This is a genomic window from Terrabacter tumescens, assembly GCF_014646815.1.
In the GTDB taxonomy this organism is placed as follows: Bacteria; Actinomycetota; Actinomycetes; order Actinomycetales; family Dermatophilaceae; genus Terrabacter; species Terrabacter tumescens.
Map to the genome: position 1 here is coordinate 764,703 of NZ_BMNZ01000001.1, position 16,586 is coordinate 781,288.

18 protein-coding genes and 1 tRNA gene are annotated in these 16,586 nt (G+C 71.9%); 10 read left to right on the forward strand and 9 right to left on the reverse strand.

Annotation, left to right across the window (positions count from 1 at the left end; genetic code table 11):
* Nucleotides 1-25 precede the first annotated feature (25 nt).
* The gene (locus IEY30_RS03595) at nucleotides 26-880 is read left to right on the forward strand and encodes a PAC2 family protein (protein ID WP_043415717.1); all 855 of its coding nucleotides are present in this window, start codon (nucleotides 26-28) and stop codon (nucleotides 878-880) included.
* Between the two features lie 123 nt (nucleotides 881-1,003).
* Here IEY30_RS03595 and mshC read toward each other — a convergent pair whose 3' ends face one another.
* The 4 genes from mshC to IEY30_RS03615 form a co-directional block, all read right to left on the reverse strand.
* On the reverse strand, nucleotides 1,004-2,260 hold the full coding sequence (mshC, locus tag IEY30_RS03600; RefSeq protein WP_030146034.1) for a cysteine--1-D-myo-inosityl 2-amino-2-deoxy-alpha-D-glucopyranoside ligase: 1,257 nt from the start codon (nucleotides 2,258-2,260) through the stop codon (nucleotides 1,004-1,006).
* 63 nt (nucleotides 2,261-2,323) lie between these two features.
* Nucleotides 2,324-3,133 (reverse strand): SCO1664 family protein, encoded by an 810-nt coding sequence (locus IEY30_RS03605; protein WP_030146033.1) that lies wholly within the window; start codon nucleotides 3,131-3,133, stop codon nucleotides 2,324-2,326.
* Complete coding sequence (locus IEY30_RS03610; protein ID WP_030146032.1) at nucleotides 3,117-3,662, reverse strand: DUF3090 domain-containing protein; 546 nt, start codon at nucleotides 3,660-3,662, stop codon at nucleotides 3,117-3,119. The genes IEY30_RS03605 and IEY30_RS03610 overlap by 17 nt, the downstream gene beginning before the upstream one ends.
* Before the next feature lie 10 nt (nucleotides 3,663-3,672).
* Nucleotides 3,673-4,404: an MSMEG_4193 family putative phosphomutase gene (locus IEY30_RS03615; protein WP_043415714.1), complete on the reverse strand. Its 732-nt coding sequence runs from the start codon at nucleotides 4,402-4,404 to the stop codon at nucleotides 3,673-3,675.
* Between the two features lie 90 nt (nucleotides 4,405-4,494).
* Here IEY30_RS03615 and corA point away from each other — a divergent pair, with 90 nt between their 5' ends.
* Nucleotides 4,495-5,496: a magnesium/cobalt transporter CorA gene (gene corA, locus IEY30_RS03620; RefSeq protein ID WP_030146030.1), complete on the forward strand. Its 1,002-nt coding sequence runs from the start codon at nucleotides 4,495-4,497 to the stop codon at nucleotides 5,494-5,496.
* 102 nt (nucleotides 5,497-5,598) lie between these two features.
* Here corA and IEY30_RS03625 read toward each other — a convergent pair whose 3' ends face one another.
* A complete protein-coding gene (locus IEY30_RS03625; RefSeq protein WP_030146029.1) occupies nucleotides 5,599-6,459 on the reverse strand; it encodes an undecaprenyl-diphosphate phosphatase in 861 nt (286 codons plus the stop codon).
* A 141-nt stretch (nucleotides 6,460-6,600) separates the two neighbouring features.
* On the reverse strand, nucleotides 6,601-7,725 hold the full coding sequence (locus tag IEY30_RS03630; protein WP_229674817.1) for an LLM class F420-dependent oxidoreductase: 1,125 nt from the start codon (nucleotides 7,723-7,725) through the stop codon (nucleotides 6,601-6,603).
* A 75-nt stretch (nucleotides 7,726-7,800) separates the two neighbouring features.
* Between IEY30_RS03630 and IEY30_RS03635 the strand changes: the two genes are divergently transcribed.
* On the forward strand, nucleotides 7,801-8,736 hold the full coding sequence (locus tag IEY30_RS03635) for an aldo/keto reductase (RefSeq protein ID WP_030146027.1): 936 nt from the start codon (nucleotides 7,801-7,803) through the stop codon (nucleotides 8,734-8,736).
* Between the two features lie 55 nt (nucleotides 8,737-8,791).
* Here IEY30_RS03635 and IEY30_RS03640 read toward each other — a convergent pair whose 3' ends face one another.
* Together IEY30_RS03640 and IEY30_RS03645 are read right to left on the reverse strand one after the other, a co-directional pair.
* Nucleotides 8,792-9,295 (reverse strand): hypothetical protein, encoded by a 504-nt coding sequence (locus IEY30_RS03640; protein ID WP_052358239.1) that lies wholly within the window; start codon nucleotides 9,293-9,295, stop codon nucleotides 8,792-8,794.
* A 181-nt stretch (nucleotides 9,296-9,476) separates the two neighbouring features.
* The gene (locus tag IEY30_RS03645; protein ID WP_030146025.1) at nucleotides 9,477-10,271 is read right to left on the reverse strand and encodes an SCO4651 family lipoprotein; all 795 of its coding nucleotides are present in this window, start codon (nucleotides 10,269-10,271) and stop codon (nucleotides 9,477-9,479) included.
* A gap of 189 nt (nucleotides 10,272-10,460) precedes the next feature.
* On the opposite strand from IEY30_RS03645, the gene IEY30_RS03650 reads away from it, so the two are divergent.
* Nucleotides 10,461-10,646: a DUF5703 family protein gene (locus IEY30_RS03650; protein WP_030146024.1), complete on the forward strand. Its 186-nt coding sequence runs from the start codon at nucleotides 10,461-10,463 to the stop codon at nucleotides 10,644-10,646.
* A 39-nt stretch (nucleotides 10,647-10,685) separates the two neighbouring features.
* On the opposite strand, the gene IEY30_RS03655 is transcribed toward IEY30_RS03650, so the two are convergent.
* A complete protein-coding gene (locus tag IEY30_RS03655; RefSeq protein ID WP_030146023.1) occupies nucleotides 10,686-12,068 on the reverse strand; it encodes a M20/M25/M40 family metallo-hydrolase in 1,383 nt (460 codons plus the stop codon).
* A gap of 121 nt (nucleotides 12,069-12,189) precedes the next feature.
* Here IEY30_RS03655 and IEY30_RS03660 point away from each other — a divergent pair.
* The 6 genes from IEY30_RS03660 to IEY30_RS03685 all read left to right on the forward strand — a co-directional run bounded on the left by IEY30_RS03660 (nucleotide 12,190) and on the right by IEY30_RS03685 (nucleotide 16,584).
* A tRNA-Leu gene (locus tag IEY30_RS03660) sits at nucleotides 12,190-12,276 on the forward strand.
* 93 nt (nucleotides 12,277-12,369) lie between these two features.
* Entirely contained in the window at nucleotides 12,370-12,972 is a 603-nt protein-coding gene (locus IEY30_RS03665) for a MarR family winged helix-turn-helix transcriptional regulator (protein ID WP_229674818.1), read from the forward strand.
* Between the two features lie 54 nt (nucleotides 12,973-13,026).
* Nucleotides 13,027-14,109, forward strand: coding sequence for an ABC transporter permease (locus IEY30_RS03670; protein WP_156035030.1), 1,083 nt, complete (start codon nucleotides 13,027-13,029; stop codon nucleotides 14,107-14,109).
* 48 nt (nucleotides 14,110-14,157) lie between these two features.
* Nucleotides 14,158-15,426 (forward strand): MFS transporter, encoded by a 1,269-nt coding sequence (locus tag IEY30_RS03675; RefSeq protein ID WP_030146020.1) that lies wholly within the window; start codon nucleotides 14,158-14,160, stop codon nucleotides 15,424-15,426.
* Nucleotides 15,427-15,430: 4 nt separating this feature from the next.
* The gene (locus IEY30_RS03680) at nucleotides 15,431-16,201 is read left to right on the forward strand and encodes a HipA family kinase (protein WP_030146019.1); all 771 of its coding nucleotides are present in this window, start codon (nucleotides 15,431-15,433) and stop codon (nucleotides 16,199-16,201) included.
* On the forward strand, nucleotides 16,198-16,584 hold the full coding sequence (locus IEY30_RS03685) for a DUF3037 domain-containing protein (protein WP_030146018.1): 387 nt from the start codon (nucleotides 16,198-16,200) through the stop codon (nucleotides 16,582-16,584). The genes IEY30_RS03680 and IEY30_RS03685 overlap by 4 nt, the downstream gene beginning before the upstream one ends.
* Nucleotides 16,585-16,586 lie beyond the last annotated feature (2 nt).

Sequence of the window (16,586 nt, forward strand, 5' to 3'; positions counted from 1 at the left end):
CCGCGGTCACGGTGAAGGAGACATGGTGCTGGAGTTCGAGGACGTGCCGGAGCTGAACGACCCGGTGCTCATCGCGGCCTTCGAGGGCTGGAACGACGCGGGTGAGGCCGCCACGAGCGCGGTCCGTCACCTCGCGGAGGTCTGGGACGCCGAGGTCGTGGCAGCCTTCGACCCCGAGGAGTACTACGACTTCCAGGTCAACCGTCCGCGCGTCTCGCTCGAGGACGGTCGCCGCACCCTGACCTGGCCCACGACTCGCATCCTCGTCGCCACCGAGACCGGGCTCGACCGCGACGTCGTGCTCGTGCAGGGCATCGAGCCGTCGATGCGGTGGCGCGCCTTCTCCATCGAGCTGCTCGAGCTCGCCGAGCGGTTCGGCGTCACGACGATCGTCACGGTCGGGGCGCTCCTCGCGGACGTGCCGCACACCCGCCCGATCCCGGTGACCGCGACCGCGGAGGACGAGGCGGCCATCCACCGGTTCGACGTCGAGGCGTCACGCTACGAGGGGCCGACGGGCATCGTCGGGGTGCTGAGCCACGCCGCCACCGAGTCCGGGATCCCGACGGTCTCGGCGTGGGCCGCCGTCCCGCACTACGCGGGTGGCGCGCCGTCGCCCAAGGCGACCCTCAGCCTGCTGCGCCGCATCGAGTCGCTGCTCGGTGTCACGGTGCCGCACGGCGAGCTCGAGGAGAACGCCCGCGCCTGGGAGCGCGGTGTCGACGAGCTCGCGCAGTCCGACGAGGAGGTCGCCGAGTACGTCCAGTCCCTCGAGGAGGCGCAGGACACCGCCGAGCTCCCCGAGGCGAGCGGTGACGCGATCGCGCGCGAGTTCGAGCGCTACCTGCGCGGACGCGACGACGACCAGACCGGCCGCTGACCCACTCCGCTCCCCAACCGAACGCAGCGTTCGGTCGCGAACTCACTGTTCTGACAGCGCTTTCGAGACCGAACGCTGCGTTGGGTTGCAGGCGGGTGGGCGGCGCGCGGCCGTGGGTGGTGGCTAGATCCGGATGCCCAGGAGGGCGTCGAGGGCGCGGCCGAGCACTCCCGGGGCGCCCGGGTCGTCCCCGCCGCGGCTCAGCGACTGGCTGGCCCAGCGGTCGACCGCCTCGAGGGCCCGCGGGCTGTCGAGGTCGTCGGCAAGAGCCGCCCTGATGTCGTCGACGGTCTGGTCGGCGACGGGTCCGCCGTTGCCCGACAGGGCCTCGCGCCACGTCTCGAGACGCTGCTGGGCCTCGAGGAGCTGGTCGTGGGTCCACATCCAGTCGTGGGCGTGGTGACGCGCGAGCAGGGCCAGCCGGATGGCCATCGGGTCGACGCCGTCGCGCCTCAGCTGTGAGACGAGCACGAGGTTGCCCTTGCTCTTGCTCATCTTCTCGCCGTCGAGGCCGACCATGCCCTGGTGCACGAAGGACCCGGCGAACGACTCGGAGCCGCTGAGGGCGCGGCCGTGGGCCGAGCTCATCTCGTGGTGCGGGAAGACGAGGTCGGTGCCGCCGCCCTGGACGTCGACGGGCAGGCCGAGGTGGTCGAGGGCGATGCACGCGCACTCGATGTGCCAGCCGGGGCGGCCGGAGCCGAGTTCACCGCCGTCCCACTCGGGCTCGCCCTCGCGGTGCGCCCGCCACAGCAGGGCGTCGAGACGGTTGCGCTTGCCCTCGCGGTCGGGGTCCCCGCCCCGCTCCGCGAAGACCTCGAGCATGCCGGCCTCGTCGAGGTGGCTCACGGAGCCGAAACGCGGGTCCCGGTTGACGTCGAAGTAGAAGTCCTGCGCACCCGGCCGCGACGCGTCGGGTGCCGGCACGGCATACGCCCAACCGTCGGCGACGAGCTTCTCGATCGGACTCACGAAGGTGGGGATGCTCTCGACGGCCCCGAGGTACTCGTCGGGCGGGATGACGGCGAGCGCCGTCATGTCCTCGCGGAACAGCGCGATCTCCCGCGTGGCGAGGTCGCGCCAGTCGACGCCGTCGCGCTCCGCACGCTCGAGCAGCGGGTCGTCGATGTCGGTGATGTTCTGGACGTAGCGCACCTCGTGGCCGCTGTCGCGCAGCACACGGCCGAGCAGGTCGAAGGTCACGTAGGTCGCGGCGTGGCCCATGTGCGTCGCGTCGTAGGGTGTGATGCCGCAGACGTAGAGGGTCACGAGATCACCGCGGGCGGCGGGGACCAGCTCGCCGGATGCCGTGTCGCGGACCCGCACCTCGGGTGCGCGGCCGGGGACCTTGGGGATGAACGGCATCGGCCAACTTCTCACGCGCAGACTCTATCCCGGCTCAGGCGGCCCCTCCGGACGGGTCCGAACCGCAGCGACAACGGGTCAGAGCGGCGGCCACGGCACGGACGGCCAGTCGGGGCTCGGGAAGGGGTGGAGGCCCCGCTCGAGGAGCGCCACCACGCGCAGCGCGAGCGCCTCGACGTCGTCCTCGGGCAGCAGCGCGAGGAGGCGGTCGAGAGCCGTGTCGTCCTCGAGCGCCCGCCGCAGCCGGGTCAGCCGCTCGACGTCCGGCTCGGCGAGCGGCTCACCCGCCCAGCCCCAGAGCACGGTGCGCAGCTTGGGCGTGGGCGAGAACGTCACGCCGTGGTCGATGGCCCAGAGGCGGCCCTCGCTGTCGCGCAGGCAGTGCGAGCCCTTGCGGTCGGAGTTGTTGAGGGCGGCGTCGAGCACCGCGAGCGAGCGCACGTCGTCGGCGCCCGAGTGCACGACGGTGACGGCCGACCCGCCCGGCGTCTCCCCGTCGAACACGGCGCGCCAGCCGGACGGGGTGCGCCCCTCGGGCACGAGGTCGACGACGACGTCGTCGGCCACGGGGTCGAACGGGTCGCCGATCCACAGCTGCACCGACCCCGGGCCGAGCGGCCCGTCACGCATGACGGTCGGCGGCACGACCTCCCAGCCACCGAGCTCGGACACGACGTGCGCCGCCACCTCACGGCCGGCGAGCGTCCCCTCGGGGAAGTCCCAGAGCGGGCGCTCGCCGCGGACCGGCTTGTAGATGACGTGCCCGCCGGGCAGCGTCGAGACCTGCGCGACGACAGCGAGGTTCGAGGAGTCGGTGATACGCCCGAGGACCTCGATCTCGCCGGTCAGGTCGACCGACGACGGAGTCCCGTCAGCGCTTGTAGCCATTGGCCCGCGGGCAGATGTGGCCCGTGGGGTCGAGCGGGTTGCCGCAGAACGGGCACGGGGGCCGCCCAGCGGCGACGAGCGCGCTGCTGCGTCGGGCGAAGGCACGGGCCTCCGCCGGGGTCAGGGCCACCCGCAGGGAGTTGCGCCCGAGCGGTCCCACCTCGTCGTCGGCGTCCTCGTCGACCTCGTCGGGGTCGTGGTCGTGGCACTCGATGACGAGCTTCTGTGCGTCCTCGTCCCACGCGAGCGACAGGGTCTGCACCTTCCAGTCCTCGTCGAAGGGCGTCTGCAGCGGGTCGGTGTCCTCGGGGGCGCCCCCGGGCTCGCCGGGCTCGGCCGCCGCGACGGGTGCGAGCTGGTCGAGCACGTCGTTGACGCGGTCAGCGAGGATCGAGACCTGCTGCTTCTCGACCCCCACGGTCACGACCAGTGGGCCGGTGCTCGCCTGGAGGTAGAAGGCCCGCTGGCCGGCGGGGCCGACCGTCCCGGCGACGAACCGGTCAGCGGGATCGAAGTCCTGGACCGTCATGCGTTCGACCCTATCCGACGGGGTCCGGCGTCCCGGCGCCCCCGCCGACGACGGCGTCGCCGTCGTCGGCCGCCGGCTTCTCCGGCGGACGCAGGCCGGTCAGGTCTCCCCCGACGTCGTTGAGCCGCAGCACGAACGGCTTGCGGCTGGTGTAGCGCACGACGCTGACCGACGCCGGGTCGACGTTGATCCGCTGGAAGTCGTCGAGGTGGGCGCCGGTGGCGTGCGACAGGATCGACTTGATGACGTCGCCGTGCGACACGGCGACCCAGACCGCGTCCTTGCCGTGCGTCTCGAGGATCCGCGCGTCGATCTCGCGGACGGCGCGCAGCGCCCGGTCCTGCATCTCGACCATCGACTCGGCGGGGTATGCCGCGGAGTCCGGGAAGCGCGCTTCGCTGGGCCGGTCCTGCACGACCTTCCAGAGCTCCTCCTTGGCGAGCTCCGCGATGGGCCGCCCGGTCCAGGCGCCGTAGCGGCACTCCCCCAGCCCGGCGTGGACGCTGCGGGCGAGGTGGGACGGCAGCGGCGCCGCCAGCAGGTCGGCCGTCTGCACGCAGCGGTCGAGCGGCGAGCTGACCACCTCGACGACGGGCAGCACCGCTGCGGCGATCCGCTGCCCGACGGCGGCGGCCTGCGCCTCGCCGGTCTCGTCGAGGAAGACCCCGGGCATGCAGCCGGCCAGGGTGCCGGCGGTGTTGGACGTGGAGCGCCCGTGGCGCACGAACAGGACGGTGGGCACGAGCGCCACCCTAGCCCGCGGACGCGACGCCACCTCCGGCGTACGCCCGTGGTGCACGACGCCGGACGGCGGACGTGGTGAAGTAGTGGCGTGATCGTGGACAAGGCCATCTACCGCAACGGCCGGCGGCAGGGCTGCGGCGACCTCAGCGACGAGCTCGACGTGCTGCGCCTGACCCAGGACGGGTTCCTCTGGATCGGGCTCAAGGACCCGACGGACGCGGAGTTCGAGCTCGTCAACGAGGAGCTGCACCTGCACCCCCTCGCCGTCGAGGACGCCGTCAACGGTCACCAGCGCGCCAAGATCGAGAAGTACGAGTCGTCGGTGTTCGTCGTGCTGAAGACGCTGCGCTACATCGAGGCGACGAGCGACATCGAGACCGGCGAGGTCATGCTCTTCATCGGCGACCGCTTCGTCGTCACCGTCCGGCACGGCGAGGGCAACCCGCTCGCGGGCGTCCGCCAGCGTCTCGAGACCGAGCCCGAGCGCCTGGGCCACGGCGCCATGACGGTGCTGCACGCGGTCATGGACTCGGTCGTCGACAACTACCTCGTCGTCGACCGCGAGGTGCGCAAGGACCTCGAGCAGATCGAGGAGCAGGTCTTCGCCTCCAACGAGGGCGGCGACGCCAACACCATCTACCGGCTCAAGCGCGAGGTCCTCGAGTTCCGCCGCGCCAGCCAGCCGCTCGCCGACACCCTGACGCAGTTCATGGAGCGGGCCCGCGGCCGGGGCCTGACCGAGGAGATGCTGCCCTTCTTCCGTGACGTCGCCGACCACCTGCGTCTCGTCAACGACCACGTCGAGTCCTACGACCGGCTGCTGACCGACGTCCTGTCGGCCCACCTGGCGAGCGTCTCGGTCAAGCAGAACGAGGACATGCGCCGGATCTCCGCGTGGGTCGCCATCGCGGCGGTGCCGACGATGATCGCGGGCATCTACGGCATGAACTTCGAGCACATGCCGGAGCTGACGGCGAGCATCCACCTCGGGAGCGGCGAGTTCCAGTACGGCTACTTCCTCGTGCTCGCGGTCATGGCCACCGCGTGCGTCGGCCTCTACCGGGCGTTCAAGCGGTCGGGCTGGCTGTAGCGGCCTGGCTTCCACGACGAGACGGCCGGCCCCCGCGTCGGGGGCCGGCCGTCCGGTCCGTGTCGCTGCCGCGCCGCCGGGCAGCGGCGGTGCGAGCGTCGGTCAGGTCGCGCTGATGAGCCCGGCCCCGAGGACCCCGGCCAACAGGATGCCGAGGCCGACGCGGTACCAGACGAACGGCAGCAGGGTGTTGCTCGCGACGAAGCGCAGCAGCCACGCGATCGAGGCGTAGGCCACGACGAAGGCCACGACGAGTCCGACGAGGACCGGGCCGATGCCGAGGGCCGAGAGCCCGTCCTTCTCCTCGACGGCCTGGAACAGTCCGGCGGCCGTCAGGGCCGGGATCGCGAGGAAGAAGCTGAGGCGCGTGGCCGTGACGCGGTCGATGCCGCGGGCGATGCCGGCCGAGATCGTGGCGCCCGAGCGCGAGACGCCGGGGATGAGCGAGAAGCACTGCACGAGGCCGATGACCAGACCGTCGATCGGGCGGACCGAGTGCTCACCACGCAGCACACCGCGTGCGTCGTAGCGGGCGTAGACGCGCTCCGCGACGACCATGACGATGCTCCACAGGAGCAGGGCGACCGCGACGACCCACAGGCTGCGCAGCGCACCGGAGATGACGTCGCGGGCGAGGAAGCCGACGATGCCGACCGGGATCGAGCCGATGACGACGGCCCACGCGAGCCCGTAGTCGGGGTCGTGGCGCGCCTCGGCGGAGCCCAGGCCACGGAACCACGCCACGGCGAACCGCACGATGTCGCGGAAGAAGTAGAGCAGCGTCGCCGCGATGGCCCCGAGCTGGATGACGGCGGTGTAGGCCGTGACGGCCGGGTCGTCGACCGCGAGGCCGAGCAGCTTCTCGGTGATGGTCAGGTGGCCGGTCGAGGAGACCGGGAGGTACTCGGTGAGGCCTTCGACGACGCCGAGGATGACGGCGTCGAGGTAGCTGAGGTCAGCCATGGGTCAGGGTGGGCCTTCTGCGCAGGAGGGACGGGACGAGACCACCGACCCTGTCGGGTCCGCGGCCGCTGGGCACAATGTCGCACCCTATCCACAACGCCGACTGGGAGCCGCCCGGGACGGGGACGGGCAGGAGAAGTCTCAGGAAACGTCCGGGCCGCCCCGTCCGGGCGCGTCGGCAGGCGCGTCGGCAGGCGCGTCGGCGGGTGCCTCGAGCCCGGCGATGCTGGCCACGACATGCAGGGTCGCCAGGGCCTGGTCGCGCGACATGCCGCCGCCGACGGCGACGGCGAGCGTCGTCACCCCGGCCTCCTCGTAGCGCCCGAGCCGCCGGGCCACGCGCTGCGGCGAGCCGAGCAGGGCGGTCTCGTCGATGAACTCCAGCGGCACGGCGGCCGCGGCCTCGCGGTGGCGGCCGGCGAGGTAGAGGTCCTGGATGCGGGCCGCGTCCTCCTCGAACCCCATCCGGCAGGCGAGCTGGTTGTAGAAGTTCTGCTCACGCGATCCCATCCCACCGATGTAGAGCGCGCAGTAGTCCCGCACGTGGTCGGCTGCCGCCTCGACGTCGTCGACGAGCACGACAGGCGTGGTCGCCACGACGTCGAAACCCGTCATCGGCGCGTCGACGGGGCCCCGGCCTCCCTTGCGCCGACCGGTCTCGAGCGTCGCGAGCAGGTCGCCGGCGTGCTCGGGGCTGAAGAAGATGGCGAGCCACCCGTCGGCGATCTCGCCGGTCAGCTCGAGGTTCTTCGGCCCCACCGCGGCGAGGTAGACCGGCACGTCGGGGCGCACCGGACGCGCGGAGAGCTTGAGCGGCTTGCCCGGGCCGTCAGGCAGCGGCAGCGGGTAGTGCGGGCCGGCATGCGTCACGGTGTCGCGCCGCAGCGCCGCGCGGACGATCTCGACGTAGTCGCGGGTGCGGCCGAGGGGGCTGCGGAACGGCACGCCGTGCCAGCCCTCGCTGACCTGCGGACCCGACACGCCGAGCCCCAGCCGGAACCGCCCACCCGACATCGTGTCGATCGTCGCGGCGGTCATCGCCGTCATGGCCGGCGTGCGCCCGGGGATCTGCATCACCGCGGACCCGAGTCCGACGTGCTCGGTCAGCGCCCCGATCCACGCGAGCATCGACGGGCTGTCGGAGCCGTACGCCTCCGCGACCCACACGCTGTCGTAGCCGAGACGGTCGGCCGCCTGCGCGACCGCCACCTGGTCCGCTCCGGTCGTGCCGCGTCCCCAGTAGCCGAGATTCACACCGATCCTCATGCGGGGCAGGCTATCGGCGTCACCCTCGTCGTGCCGGTCGCTCGCGGTGCGGTGTCGCCCACTACCGTTCGTGACATGCGCAGGCGTCTCGGCTCGTCCGGTCTCTCGGTTACCCCACTGGCACTCGGAACCATGCTGTGGGGCAACTCCGTCGACCGCCACGAGGCCGGTGACCACCTGCGCGCGTTCGTCGAGGCGGGCGGCAACCTCGTCGACACGGCATACGGCTACGGCGGCGGCGACGCCGAGACGATCCTCGGCGGTCTGCTGGCCGGGACGGTGCCGCGCGACGACCTCGTCATCTGCACCAAGGCGGGCATCTCGCGGGCGGGCGGCGAGCGACGGGTCGACGTGTCGCGCCGAGGGCTGATGTCGCAGCTCGAGACGTCGCTGCGCCGGCTGGGCACCGACCACGTCGACCTCTGGCTCGTGCACACGTGGTCCGACGACGTCCCGCTGTCCGAGACGCTGTCCGCGTTGGAGTGGGCCGCCGCCTCGGGTCGTGCGCGCTACGTCGGCGTCTCCAACTACTCCGGCTGGCAGTCGGCGCGCGCCTTCAGTCTGCTCGAGTCCGCCCGGATCCCCTTGGTGGCCAACGAGATCGAGTACTCGTTGGTATGCCGTGTGCCTGAGCAGGAGGTCACGCAGGCCGCGACGTCGCTGGGTTTCGGGCTGATGCCCTGGTCGCCGCTGGGACGAGGCGTGCTCACCGGCAAGTACCGCAACGGCATCCCGTCGGGGTCGCGCGCGGCGTCGGCGGACTTCCCCGGTTTCGCCGAGCGTTTCCTCGACGAGCAGACGACCCGTGTGGCCGACGCGGTGGCGATGGCAGCCCGCGGTCTGGCCGCCAAACCGTCCGAGGTGGCGCTGGCCTGGGTGCGGGACCGCCCCGGCGTCGCGGCCCCCATCGTCGGCGCCCGCACGTCGGCCCAGCTGCGGTCGGCGCTCGCGAGCCTCGAGCTGACGTTGCCGTCGGAGATCGTCGCCGCCCTGGACGACGTCTCGGCCTGACGCGGGGACAGCCTCCCGCTCGGACCCAGGGCCGGGGGGCCCCGGGCCCACAACCTCAGGAGCGCGGCGCGCCGGCCCCGTTGCTCGCCGGCGGTGTGGCGACGGTGCGGGTCGCGCCCGTCACGCCGTCGTCGAGGTCGTCGTCAGCCTCGTAGTCGTCGTCTTCGTCGTCATCGTCGTCGTCGTCGTCGTCTTCGTCGTCGTCGTCTTCGTCGTCGTCTTCGTCGTCGTCGTCTTCGTCATCGTCGTCTTCGTCGTCGTCGTCGTCGTCGTCGTCTTCGTCGTCGTAGTCCTCCGAGTCGAGGCCCGCGTAGACCCGACCCTCGGTGCCGTCCTCGTCCTCGTGGCCGTCGAAGTCGTCGCCGTAGATCGCGAGCGGCGTGGCCACCTCGGTCGCCTCGTAGAGCGCCTCGTCGTAGTCGTCGAAGGCCTCGGCGAGGTCCTGGGCGGCAGCCATGACCATGGGGTGGTCGGGGTCTCGGCTCGCGTTCGCGGCCTCGAGGTGGCGTTCGAGGGCGGCGATCAGCTGCTCGAGGGCGGCGCGGGGGTCGGCGGTCATGCTTCGACCGTAGTCGACCCGTGCGCGGCGGAGCACCGATTCGGGGGCGGTTTCGGGCCCGACATGCGACGATCCCGCAGCGCCACGTGCTCGCTGCGGGATCGTTCATGCGTGGTCGGCAGGCCGTTCACCCACCTCGACGCGGAAGGTCACGTGCTCGTCACGTGACACCCACCGGCTGTCACATGGGCGCCTTGACGGTCTCGCCGGCGGGCGGGGCGGTGATGTCGACGGGCTCGCCGTATTTGCTCATCGTCATCTCGGCCTTGACGCCGGACAGGTCGAAGGTGACCTTGCGCAGCTGGTCCTTCTCGTCGAGCCACGCGGTGTAGTCGATGGTGCTCGGCATCTGCGTCTTGGAGTCGGCGGGGAGCTGGGCCTGCATCGCCTTCGTGTCGAGGGTCAGGTCGTACTTCCACGTCTTGTCGCCGTCGACGGTGTCCTCACCGACGAACTTGACGTCCGTGACCGCAGCGCCGAACTGGTCGTACATCTTCGTCGGGTCGGCCTGGTCCAGCGACTGCGAGAGCTGCTTGCCCAGGGTCGAGCTGCTGTCGATGACGGCCCACTTCCCGGCGGCGAGGCCGGGGAAGCCCTTCATGTAGACCTTCTTGTCGACGAGGATCATGTCGAGCTTCATGCTCGAGCCCATGTCCATCGACATCTTCATGGCGGGGTTGCTCGCGTCGACCTTGGTGTCACCGGTGATGGCGATCTTCTGCCCGGCGGCGTCCATGGCCATGGTCACGTGGGCGGTGGTGGCGTTCTTGCCGGCTGCCTTCATGGCGGCGACGAAGGATGCCTTGTCCTTGTACGGCTGGCCGGCGGCCGGCGCCTCGGTGGTCGCGGCGGCCGAGCTGGCCTGGGTCTGACCCGCCGCGGGGGCCGGGCTCTCGCTCTTGCCACAGGCGGCGACGCCGAGGACCGCGGGAAGGACGATGACTGCTGCCGCGATGCGGCGGGTGTTCCATTTCATGTGTGTTTGACCTCCTGGGCCCTTGACGCCGGGCTGTGCCGAGCGGTTCCCCTGTTCGCCGCGCCGCACGGGCTCACGAGGAGGTCCGGGCTGCGGTCGGATGACCCAGCGACGGTACCGCGGGCACCTGTCCGCCACACCACGCATACGGTCTCGGTGGGGTCACGGTTGGTGTCAGAATGGTGGACGATGACGGATTACGAGTACCGGGTCCTCACGTTCGACCGCCACACGTCGAAGGCCCAGGCGCGGCAGGCGGTGCGCGAGCACGCGGAGTACGGCCGCTGGGAGCTCTCGCGCACGGTGATCTACGAAGGCGGCGTGCGCCGGATGTGGCTGCGGCGCAAGATCATGCGCGTGCAGCGCACGGCCTGACGCGCCCACCCGCTGGGCCACAGCGGGCCTTGGCAGGCTTCAGCAGGTCCGCAGGAAGTCACCGAGGACGCGCGCCCCGAAGCGGAGCGAGTCGACGGGCACCCGCTCGTCGATGCCGTGGAACATCGGGGCGAAGTCGAGGTCGGCCGGCAGTCGGAGCGGGGCGAAGCCGTAGCCGCTGATGCCGAGCCGTCCGAGCGCCTTGTTGTCGGTGCCGCCGGAGAGGCAGTAGGGCAGGACGGCGGCCTCGGGGTCCTCCCGCAGCAGCGCCTGCTTCATCGACTCGACGAGGTCGCCGGAGAAGGGCGCCTCGATCGCGACGTCGCGGTGCACGACCTCGACCTCGACGTGCTGGCCGGCGAGCTCGCGGATCGTGGCCATCAGGGCGTCCTCGTGGCCGGGCAGGAAGCGGCAGTCGACCGCTGCCGACGCGGTCTGCGGGATGACGTTGTGCTTGTAGCCCGACTCGAGCATCGTGACGTTGGCGGTGTCGCGCAGGGTGCCGCGCACGAAGCCCTGGGCGCCTCCGAGGGTGGCGAGCAGTGGCTCGAGGTCGTCGTCGGTCGACGAGAGGCCGGTCATGGTGCTGAGGGTGTCGAGCAGCTCGCGGACCGACGCGATGTACTCGCGCGGCCACTCGTGCGCGGCGATCCGACCGATGGCGGCGGCGAGCCGGACGATGGCGTTCTCGTCGTTGGGCACGGAGCCGTGGCCGGCGCGACCGTGCGCCCGCAGGCGCAGCCAGGCGATGCCCTTCTCCGCGGTCTGAAGCAGGTACGCGCGCTGCGGGCCCTGCGGCGTCGGCACGGTGACGCTGTAGCCGCCGACCTCGCTGATCGCCTCGGTGACGCCGTCGAACCACTGCGGGTGGTGGTCGACGAGCCAGTGGCTGCCGTAGGTGCCGCCCGCCTCCTCGTCGGCGAAGAAGACGAACGTCGTGTCGCGCGCCGGCTTCGTGCCGGTGCGGGCGAAGTGACGGATGTTCGCGAGGATCATCGCGTCCATGTCCTTCATGTCGACGGCGCCGCGCCCCCAGATGCACCCGTCGCGCTCCTCGGCGGCGAACGGGTCGACCTGCCAGTCGGCGGCGTTGGCCGGCACGACGTCGAGATGGCCGTGCACGGCGAGGCCGGGGCGGGAGGAGTCCTCCCCCTCGAGGCGCACGACGACGGTCGCGCGGCCGGGCTCGCTCTCGAGCAGGGTGCCCTCGAGGCCCACCTCGGCGAGCTCGCCCATGACGTACTCGGCGGCCTTGCGCTCCCCCGGTCCCGAGCCGTCGCCGTAGTTGGACGAGTCGATGCGGATGAGCTCGGCGCACAGGCGCGCGACCTCGTCCTCGGGCGCCGAGGCGGCGCGGGAGGCCGGGGTCGTGACGTCGGCTGGGGCGGTCGTCACGGTGCGGTCGGCGTCGGCGTGGCTCATGCCGATCAGCGTATGCCGCGGGCTCCGGCCCCCTGCAGCCGCCCGTTTGGTCTTTTGGTCGGGCCACGTGTAACGTTTCGCCTCGCCGCAAGGGAATCCCACGAGCCCCTTGCATCACCTTGTCGGGGTGGCGGAATGGCAGACGCGCTAGCTTGAGGTGCTAGTGCCCTTAACGGGCGTGGGGGTTCAAGTCCCCCCCTCGACACCATGAGACCCCCGGTTCCTGCAGGTCAGGAGCCGGGGGTCTTCTCGTCCCCGCCACTTCTCTGGCGACGCTTCTGCCAAGACGTAACCTTTCATCGTGAGCGACGAGAACGTGGCCGCCGACGAGACGGCGGACCTGACGGGCGACGTGGCCGGTCTGGCGGACGACCTCTACGACGTCATCGGACTGCTGCGACGACGGTCGCGGCGCCTCGTGGGCGCGCCCCTGCCCGAGCTGGCGCTCTCCGGCGCGCAGCTCGAGCTCGTGCGGGTCGTACGGCGCAACCCCGGCATCACCGTGGCCGAGTCCGCGCGGGTGCTCGGGCTGGCCGCCAACACCGTCTCGACGCTCGTCGGGCAGCTGCTCGCCGTCGGCGTCCTCGTGAGGGTGCGCGACACCAGCGACCGCCGGGTCGCCCGGCTCGACCTGACGGCGTCCGCACGCAGCGCGCTCGAGCAGTGGCGCGACCGTCGGGCCCAGACGACGGCGACGGCCCTGGCCGGGCTGCCGGCCGAGGAGCGCGCCCGCCTGGCCGACGCGCTCGTCACGATCGCGCGGATCGCCGCCGACCTGCCGGAGTCCACCGAGCCCTCGCAGCCCCCGCACACGTCGGCGTCCGGGACGTCAGCCACCTCCCCGGCCGTCCCGACCGTCGCGCTCGCGAATGGGCACCAGCCCTCGGGAGGCGACGGGTCGTGACGCCGGCCATCGACATCCGGGCCCTGAGCTACCGCTTCCGCACCCATCTGGTCGGTGAGGACCGACGCGATGCTCGTGCGCCGCCTGCTCGGCTACGTCCCCCAACAGCTGTCCATCGAGGGCGCGCTGACCGGCCGTGAGAACGTCGAGTGGTTCGCCCGACTGTTCGACGTCCCGCGCCGCGAGCGGTCGGCGCGCGTGGACGAGGTCCTCGACATGGTGGACCTGCGCGCCGACGAGTCGCGCCTGGCCTCCACCTACTCCGGCGGCATGGTGCGCCGCCTCGAGCTGGCCCAGGCCCTCGTCAACCGTCCGGTGTCCGAGCGACTCGTCGAACCGCCCGCCGTCTGGGCTGACCGGCAGTCGCGGACCGGTCCGGGCCTGCTCGTCTCGCGCATCGGCACGTTCTGCCTCGTCGAGCTGCAGAAGCTGCGGCACGACCGCAGCGAGCTCGTGACGCGAGCGATCCAGCCGATCCTGTGGCTCGTCATCTTCGGCACGACCTTCACCCAGATCCGGGCGATCCCCACGGGCGGGATCCCCTACCACGACTTCCTCGCGCCCGGCGTCATCGCGCAGTCAGCGCTGTTCATCGCGATCTTCTACGGCATCCAGATCATCTGGGAGCGCGACGCCGGCGTGCTGACCAAGCTGGTCGTGACACGCACCCCGAGATCGGCCCTCGTGGCGGGCAAGGCGTTCGCCGCCGGGGTGCGGTCGGTCGCCCAGGCCGTCATCGTCGTCGTCGTGGCGGCCCTCATGGGCGTGGCGATGACGTGGAACCCGATCCGCCTGCTCGGCGTGGTCGTCGTCGTCATGCTCGGCGCGGCGTTCTTCTCGTGCCTGTCGCTCAGCATCGCCGGCGTGGCCCTCAAGCGCGACCGACTCATGGGCATCGGGCAGGCCATCACGATGCCGCTCTTCTTCGCCTCGAACGCCCTCTACCCGATCGAGATGATGCCGGGCTGGCTCCAGGTCGTCAGCCACGTCAACCCGCTGACCTACGAGGTCTCCGCGCTGCGCGGCCTGCTGCTCGGGACACCGACGAGCTACTGGGTCGACTTCGGCGTCCTCGTCGGCAGCGCCGTGGCCGGCATCGTCTGCGCCGCCTCGCTCATCGGACGTCTGGCGCGCTGACACCGTCCCGACACCGCCCGTTGTCGCCGTGACCGTACGCTGTGCCGCGTGACCTTCCTGCGTGCCCTGTTCACCCTGTTGCGGGGACGCGGATTCCGACGGCTCTTCGTCAGCCGCGTGACGTCGTCGTTCAGCGACGGCGTGTTCCAGGTCGCCCTCGCGAGCCACGTCCTCTTCAACCCGGAGCAGGCCGCCGACGCCCAGGGCATCGCCATCGCCTTCGCGATCGTGCTGCTCCCCTACAGCGCACTCGGCCCGTTCGTCGGCGTGCTGCTCGACCGGTGGCCACGGCGTCGGGTCATCGTCATCAGCCAGCTCGTGCGAGCAGCCGCGATCCTCGGCGTGGCCGGTCTGGTCTCGGGGGTCGGCACCGGGCCGGCCTTCTTCGGGCTCGTCCTGCTCGTCTTCTCCGTCAACCGCTTCATCCTCGCCGGACTCTCGTCGGCCATGCCGCACGTCGTGCCCCGGGAGTCGCTCGTCAGTGCCAACTCCGTTGCGCCGACGTGCGGTTCGCTCGCCTACCTGCTCGGCGGCGCGGTGGGCACCGGCCTGCGTGCGCTGGGCGGCAGCGACGTCCTCGACGTGCTCCTCGCCGCGGCCGGCGTGGTGGCCGCGACGTGGGCCGCGACCCGGCTGCCGTTCATCGGACCGGACGACACGAGCGGCGCACCGTCGGTCGGCCAGATCACCCGGTCGGTGGTGACGGGCCTGGCCGAGGCCGTGCGCACGCTCCCTCGCCGAGCCCGGCTGCTGCTCGTGCTCGTCTTCCTCACCCGCATCCCCTTCGGCTTCCTCCTGCTCCAGACGCTGCTGCTCTTCCGGGGCCCCTTCGAGTCCGGCCACGGCGCGCGCGGCTTCGGCATCGCCGCGGCCGCCTCCGCCGTCGGGTTCGCCTCGGCCGCGTTCGTCACGCCGTGGCTCGCCCCCCGGCTGACCGCCGTGCCGTATGCCGCCCGCATGCTCGCGCTCGGGGCCTTCGTCTGTGCCGTGCTGGGGCCGTTCCTCACGCCGTGGAGCATCGTCGTCGTCGGCTTCTTCGTGTCCTTCACCTCGCAGTGCGTCAAGATCACCGTCGACTCCCTCCTGCAGGCCCACGTCGACGACCACCTCCTCGGCCGCGCGTTCTCGGCCTACGACGTGGTCTACAACGCAGGCATGGTCGCGGCTGCGGCGCTCGGTGCGCTCGTGCTGCCCGCGACCGGGCTCGCCTGGTGGCCCCTCGCGTCGTTCGCCGTCATCTATGCCGGCGCCGCGATGCTGCTGGGCCGGCTGTGGTCACGCGCCACGGTGCTCGACCATGAGCGGCCACTAGGCTGACCGCGTGCTTCCCGAGCTGACCGCCACCCGCTACGTGACGCCGCTCAAGGAAGGCGGTTCGCTGCCCGGCATCGTCGAGGCCGACGACGACGGCACCTACGTCCTGAAGTTCCGTTGCGCCGGGCAGGGGCTCAAGGTCCTCGTGGCCGAGGTGCTCGTCGCCGGCATCGCCCGGCTGCTCGAGGTGCCGGTTCCCGACCTGGCTGTCATCCGCCTGGATCCGCGGATCGCGAAGTACGAGGCGGACGAGGAGGTCCAGGACCTGCTCACCGCGTCGGTCGGGACCAACCTCGGCGTCGACTTCCTGCCCGGCTCCCTCGGCTACGACGGGTCGCGCCCGCCGGACGCGGACCTCGCCGAGCGGATCATCTGGCTCGACGCCCTGACCGCGAACGTCGACCGCACGTGGTCCAACCCCAACCTGCTCGTCTGGCACGGCCGCACGTGGGCCATCGACCACGGCGCCGCGCTCTACTTCCACCACTCCTGGCCGAGCCGGGCGCCGTCCCCCGAACGCTTCGCCGCGCAGCCCTTCGACGCGAGCCGGCACGTCCTGCGCGACGTCGCCGGCGACGTCGGTCGTCGCCACGACGAGCTCGCCGCAGCCCTGACGCCGGCGGCCCTCGAGGCCGTCGTCGCGGAGGTGCCCGACGAGTGGATCGAGCCGACCCCCGACCTCGCCGACGCGCCCGCGGTGCGCGCGGCATACGCCCGGATGCTCCGCGCACGTCTCGACGGGCCGCTCACGTGGGTGCCGAGGGGGGTCGCGGCGTGAACGCGTACCAGTACGTGCTGCTCCGGCTCGTGCCGCGCGTCGACCGCGAGGAGTTCATCAACGTCGGCGTCGTGCTCTACTCCCAGGACGCCGGCTTCCTCGACGCCGCCTGGGAGCTCGACGAGCATCGCGCCGCGGCGCTGTCCCCCACGTGCGACCTCGACGGCGTGCGCTCGATGCTCGAGCGGGTGCGGGCGGTATGCCGGGGCGAGACCGGACGCGGGCTGCCGACGCTCGACAAGCCGGGTCAGCGCTTCGGCTGGATCATCGCCCCGCGCTCGACCGTCGTGCAGCCGGGGCCGGTCCACGGCGGCCTCTGCGAGGACCCGGCCGTCGAGCTCGAACGCCTCCTCACCCGGCTCGTACGGCCCGCGAACGCCTGACC